The organism is Thermoleptolyngbya sp. M55_K2018_002, from assembly GCF_015295965.1.
GTDB lineage: Bacteria > Cyanobacteriota > Cyanobacteriia > Elainellales > Elainellaceae > Thermoleptolyngbya > Thermoleptolyngbya sichuanensis.
The window spans coordinates 1-5,400 of the sequence record NZ_DVEA01000283.1; the positions used below are offsets into that span (position 1 = coordinate 1).

Sequence of the window (5,400 nt, forward strand, 5' to 3'; positions counted from 1 at the left end):
ATGAACGGGAGTCGGAACACCATTCACCACCAAATAGTGAATGCTATCGCGGGTAAACCGACCGCCCTCGAAAAAGGCAGGTGTGAGAAAGTGCGCGTCAAACGGGCCCAATTCTTCGGCGATCGCATCGGTTTCCACAGGATAATGCCCGCGCAGCGTCGAGTCCGAACGGCTGACGATGAGAAAATCCTGAAGGCCCTCTAGGGCGATCGCCTGTTTTAGATTGCGACACACCTCCCGCGTCACCGCATCCGCTTGGGTCGGTGTCAGGGCGCGGGTGTTGGTTAGCACAAAGAAAATGGGCGACTCGTCTGCCAGCCCCAGCCTTAGCGTGTCTACGTCCCATCGCGTCAGCAGCAGACAGGAATGTACCGTTTGCGACCCGGTGGGGTCGTCGTCGAGGACGATGATCTTGGGCTGCATGGGGGATTGGAAATTTGGGGTCAGGGGATGATTTTCTCAGATTTTGGTGCGCGATCGCCTTGCTGCGGGTACACTCAATCAGGCCGAATTCATACGCATTTCTCCAGAGCGATCGCCCTTTTTACAGCACTTTCGTAAAATTTGGGCTAACCTCTGAGAGCAGGGCAGTGCATCGTAGCCGCCATCTTACCAAGCCTGGGGTCGCAAACCGATGGGGGAATTGGAACATCAGCCTGATCAGGGCAGCGAAATGTCAAACACCGAAACCAACCCTGGAAATGGAACGCCCAATTCCAAAGGGGTGGAACAGATTTTGCAAGACGTAACGCAGGATTTGCGATCGCTCCAGCAGGATGTGGTGTCCAGTCTGAGTCAGGATATTTCGCGTCTCCAGGCAGAGCGATCGCGCCTGCAAAACGAAATTGAGAAACTGCAAAGCCAGCAGCAAACGCTGCAAAGTCAGCATCAGATTTTCTTGACCCAGCAGCAGATCGCTCAGCAAAAACTCTGGGCTAAGCAGCTTGCACAGACGATGGCGGGCTATCTCTACAACCTGCTGGCCCAGCGCCTTAGCCAGCTTCCGGGCGAGGCGATCGCGCCCAACCTGCCGCCTGCTGCCCAATCTGCCAACTCGCAGCAGGCCTTGTCCCTGCTCGACGCGACGCTGAGCCAAACGCTAGCCTCGCTGCAAAGCGATCTGAATGTCTATCACAGCGGGCTGTCGCAGCAAATCGACCGGATGCAAACCCTAGAGCAGCAAGGCGAGGCGCTGCTTGAGGCCCTGGTCAGCCGTCTGAATCAGCAGCTTCAAGCCGTGGGAACCGTTTCGCCGAGCCAGCCTGCCGCCTATTCCACGCGCACGTCGGAACCTGTTGCGCCGCCTGCCCGCCCAGGCTTGCCAGAACCGAGCCTGTTCAATCCACCCGCTCCATCCCCCAGCGGCTCGACGGCTGCGGGTGGCGAGTCTGCTCCAAATGGCTATGCTGGGCGAGCGTCCGAGCCGCCAGCGCCGCCGAATGTATCGCCTGAGCCTGTATCGCTTGAGAACGGTTCTCCACCGATTGCGCCGACTCCCCGGCCCACGCCAACGGTTACCGTTTCGTCAAGTTCCTTTAGCGTCTCGACGCTGGCAGGTATTGTGCTGGCAGGGCTGCTGATTTTGGCGGGTGTGGCCATGTTGGGCAAGCTGATTGCGGCGCTGCTGGGCGGCGGCACGGGGCTGTCGGTGGGAACCATGCCGCTGCTGCTGTTGACGCTGGCGGCGGGGCTTGCCTACTGGGTCTGGCAGCAGGGCAGAGCGCCTCGACGACTTTCTGGACGAGTTGCTGGGCGATTTTCCAAGGGAGCGCTACGCGAATCCCCCGCGTCTGGTTCTCCCGCAGGCGGACTGCCCAATCTGGCGCAGCCGCAGGTGGGGCTGGTGCTAATTTTGCTCTCAACGCTTGCCCTGTCGCTACACAACGTGGTGGTGGGCATCATCGGCGGACAGACCAGTATTTTTGGGCTATTTAGCCTGCCGCGCTCGATCACGCTGGACAGCTTCAACGACTCGCTGCTGGTGTTGTGGCTGCGGATGGTGGTGGTGGTGCCTGTGATGGTGGCGATCGCCCGCTGGCTCTATCCCAACGCCTGGCGCGATATTCGCAGCTTTGCCCTGAGCCGCGATCGCGCTCTGCAAGGCTACGTTGTGGGTAGCGGAGCCTGTCTGTTTCTCTCGCAGGTGTTTATCTACATTGCGATCGCGGCGACAGGACCGGGGGTCGCCGTGACGATTTTGTTCATGTATCCGCTGATCCTGGTGCCGCTGGCGTGGCTGCTGTTCCGCGATCGCCCCACGCCGCTGCGGTGGGTGGTGCTGTTTGGGATTTTGTCGGGGGTCGTGCTGACGGCGCTGCCTCGATTGATGCAGGCTACCAACGTGTCCACCAATGGCATTTTCTTTTCCATTCTGTCGGGCATCTTTTTCGCGCTGTACCTGATTACGATGCAGATCAGCTTTGGCAAAAAGCTCCATCCAGTGCCCGTCAGCGTCGTGCAGTTCTTCACGATCTTTGTGCTGGCGAATATCATGCTGCTGATGATGGGCGTTGAGGAGCCGCCGGATCACCTGATGGGTCTGCTGCTGGGCGGGCTGGTGCTGGGCACGCTAACGCTGCTGGGGTATCTGCTCAACAACTTGGGTGTGCGTCTGTTGGGGGCTGCCCGCGCCTCGATTATTTCTGCCAGCGGCCCAGTGCTGACTGCCCTGCTGGCCTATCTGATTACGCCGAGCGAACGCACCCAGCTTCAGCCTGTGCAGTGGATTGGCATTGTGGTCGTGACGCTGGGCGTGCTGGGCCTCAGCTTCGAGCGGATGCGGATGCAGAGTAAAACCGCCCCTGCTGCGAAGTAGCGCTCAGCGGCAGGAAGCCAGATGGCAGAAGTCCAAATAACCAAACCATTGAGGACTGAGGCCGAGTAATTCGGATTCAACCACAGAGAACGGAGAGAGAGGGATTCGAACCCTCGTTAGAGTTACCCCTAAACAGCATTTCCAGTGCTGCGCCTTCAACCACTCGGCCATCTCTCCATACGCTTGCTGATTCGGCTTACTTGCAGCCAAGTCTCAGCATACTTTCAGCCCGCAGGCCGCCAGTGATGAATGGAGAATTCATCCACAGAATTTCTATGTTACCAGACCTTAGCACCAGTTAATCCCGAAACATGATCCTAACCCGCCGGGTGCATCCCATTTTTGTAACCCTCACCCGAAATCCCTTTCCAAGAGCGGGAGAGGGACTTCCAATCCGGCTCCCCTTCTCCCGCTTTGGGAGAAGGGGCTGAGGGATGAAGGCAAGCTTGCAGGACTAGGATACGCCCAATCTGCTCAACTGCCTGATTCCTGCGACCCAATCCCTACCCGAATCTTTGGCAAGGAGGGGGCGATCGCCGTATGATCTCCAAGGCAGTCGTGTTCTACTTCCGTACCCCCAATATGCCTCGTTCCCATACGGTTCACATCTGCGATCGCCAGACTGGCACCCAGCACACCGTCGAAGTGCCTGAAGATCGCTATATCCTGCACACCGCCGAACAGCAAGGCGTGCGTCTGCCCTTTGCCTGCCGCAACGGAGCCTGCACCACCTGCGCCGTCCGCGTGCGATCGGGCGATATCTACCAGCCCGAAGCAATGGGCCTGTCGCCCGAACTCCGCGCCCAGGGCTACGCGCTCCTCTGCGTCAGCTATCCCCTTACCGATCTGGAAGTAGAAACCCAGGATGAAGATGAGGTCTATGAACTCCAGTTCGGTCGCTACTTTGGCAAAGGTCGCGTCCGCCGCGCCCTGCCGCTAGAGGAGGACTAGGGTCTGGCTTGCAACGCCTGCTGTCCCAGCCTGACACCCTCGAAAAACTCGAAACATTCGTGCTTTCAATGCTTTCGGCGCTTTCAGCGCTTTCGGCGAGTTTTGAAGCCAGCGCTAAACCCCTGCACTTTCAATTCCTAAGCTCCAACATGCCTGACCTCCAACCATTTCTCGACATCGCCACCGAAGCCGCCCTCGCAGCCGGAGCCGTCCTCCAGAGCTACTGGGGCAAGCTGGATTCGGTGCAGGAAAAGGGGCGACCCGGCGACTTGTTGACCGAGGCAGACAAGGCTTCGGAGGCGGTGGTGCTGGAGATTTTGACGCGGCATTTTCCGAATCACGGCATTCTGGCGGAAGAGTCGGGAAACGTTGGCCTGAGCGAAAGCGAGTTTCTCTGGGCGATCGACCCGCTGGACGGCACAACCAACTATGCCCATCAATACCCCATGTATTCAGTCTCCATTGGGCTACTGATCCAGGGACAACCGCAGGTCGGCGTGGTCTACTGCCCTTTCTTTAACGAACTGTTTCGGGCGGCGAAAGGACTGGGGGCAACGCGCGATCGCCAGCCCATTCGCGTTTCCCACACGGCGGAACTGTCAAAAAGCCTCCTGGTCACAGGCTTTGCCTACGATCGCCGCGAAACCATCGACACCAACTACGCCGAGTTTTGCCAACTGACCCATCTCACCCAGGGCGTGCGTCGGGGCGGTTCTGCCTCGGTCGATCTGGCCTATGTCGCCTGCGGACGACTGGATGGCTACTGGGAGCGGGGGCTGAGTCCGTGGGATTTGGCAGCGGGCATCGTGCTAGTGGAAGAAGCGGGCGGACAGGTGACCGCCTACGACGGTGGCCCTTTCGACTTTGCCAGCGGGCGAATCCTGGCGACCAACGGACGGGTTCACACGGCCCTCAGTCAGGCCTTGCAAACCGTTCGCCTCCTACCGGAATTTGACCCGGCCACCTGGCAGGCTTAGCCGTTTTCTTGCAAACAATTTCCTTGCAAACATCTGGTAAACCATGACCCACCTGGAGAGCAATGCAGCTACACTAGAGGGAACTTTGGCTAGGGAATGAGTTGAGAAGCGCTGATGTCGTTTAACCTCGAATCGGGCTTGTTTGGCTTGGGTTGCTCAGATTACCACGCGGTGCTGGGTGTACCTGTGGATGCTGACCCAAAAGACATTCGCAAAAAGTATCTGCGGCTGGCGCAGCGCCTCCACCCGGATAGCTCAGGCCGCGAGTCAGAGGAGGATCGCAAACGAGCGGCAGAGTTTTTGTCTAAGCTGGTGAATCCGGCTTACGAAGAGCTTTCCAAAGAAAAGAAGTTCAACGAGCATTTGGTGGTGCTGAAGCTGAAGGGGCAGCAGGCGCTGAACCAGCAGGAAACGATCTTGCTGCAAAGTGACGCGGCCCGCAGCCTGGCCAGCGCCTACGGCGAATTAGACAGCGCCTACCGTCAGGCAATCAAGCGGCTGGCCGACGAGCAATACGCCCATCTGGATAAAACTGAAGAGATCACTGGGCAGATTAGTGAGCTAAATCTGGTGTATCTGATGCGGAAGGCAGGCAAGGGCGAGTTCCCCACGCCCGCCGCCACCAGTCCAGCAAAATCTGCGGCAGCCAGCACCCCC

The 5,400-nt window shown here is 58.7% G+C and carries 5 protein-coding genes and 1 tRNA gene; 4 read left to right on the forward strand and 2 right to left on the reverse strand.

What is annotated here, in order from left to right; genetic code table 11:
- Nucleotides 1-423, reverse strand: a 423-nt coding sequence (locus IGS51_RS14620; RefSeq protein WP_297079277.1) for a four-carbon acid sugar kinase family protein, incomplete at its 3' end; no start/stop codon positions are given.
- 250 nt (nucleotides 424-673) lie between these two features.
- Here IGS51_RS14620 and IGS51_RS14625 point away from each other — a divergent pair.
- Entirely contained in the window at nucleotides 674-2,815 is a 2,142-nt protein-coding gene (locus tag IGS51_RS14625; protein ID WP_297079279.1) for an EamA family transporter, read from the forward strand.
- A gap of 90 nt (nucleotides 2,816-2,905) precedes the next feature.
- Here IGS51_RS14625 and IGS51_RS14630 read toward each other — a convergent pair.
- Nucleotides 2,906-2,992, reverse strand: a tRNA-Ser gene (locus IGS51_RS14630).
- A gap of 405 nt (nucleotides 2,993-3,397) precedes the next feature.
- Here IGS51_RS14630 and IGS51_RS14635 point away from each other — a divergent pair.
- From IGS51_RS14635 to IGS51_RS14645, 3 genes are all read left to right on the forward strand, one after another.
- A complete protein-coding gene (locus IGS51_RS14635) occupies nucleotides 3,398-3,766 on the forward strand; it encodes a 2Fe-2S iron-sulfur cluster-binding protein (RefSeq protein WP_068510268.1) in 369 nt (122 codons plus the stop codon).
- Nucleotides 3,767-3,915: 149 nt separating this feature from the next.
- Entirely contained in the window at nucleotides 3,916-4,743 is an 828-nt protein-coding gene (locus IGS51_RS14640; protein ID WP_297079281.1) for an inositol monophosphatase family protein, read from the forward strand.
- A 114-nt stretch (nucleotides 4,744-4,857) separates the two neighbouring features.
- Nucleotides 4,858-5,400, forward strand: a 543-nt coding sequence (locus tag IGS51_RS14645) for a J domain-containing protein (RefSeq protein ID WP_297079283.1), incomplete at its 3' end; no start/stop codon positions are given.

What these genes read in the sequence shown, in the direction of transcription:
- IGS51_RS14625 (WP_297079279.1), top strand. Translation starts at nt 674, where the DNA reads ATGTCAAACACCGAAACCAACCCTGGAAATGGAACGCCCAATTCCAAA.
- IGS51_RS14635 (WP_068510268.1), top strand. Translation starts at nt 3,398, where the DNA reads ATGCCTCGTTCCCATACGGTTCACATCTGCGATCGCCAGACTGGCACC.
- IGS51_RS14640 (WP_297079281.1), top strand. Translation starts at nt 3,916, where the DNA reads ATGCCTGACCTCCAACCATTTCTCGACATCGCCACCGAAGCCGCCCTC.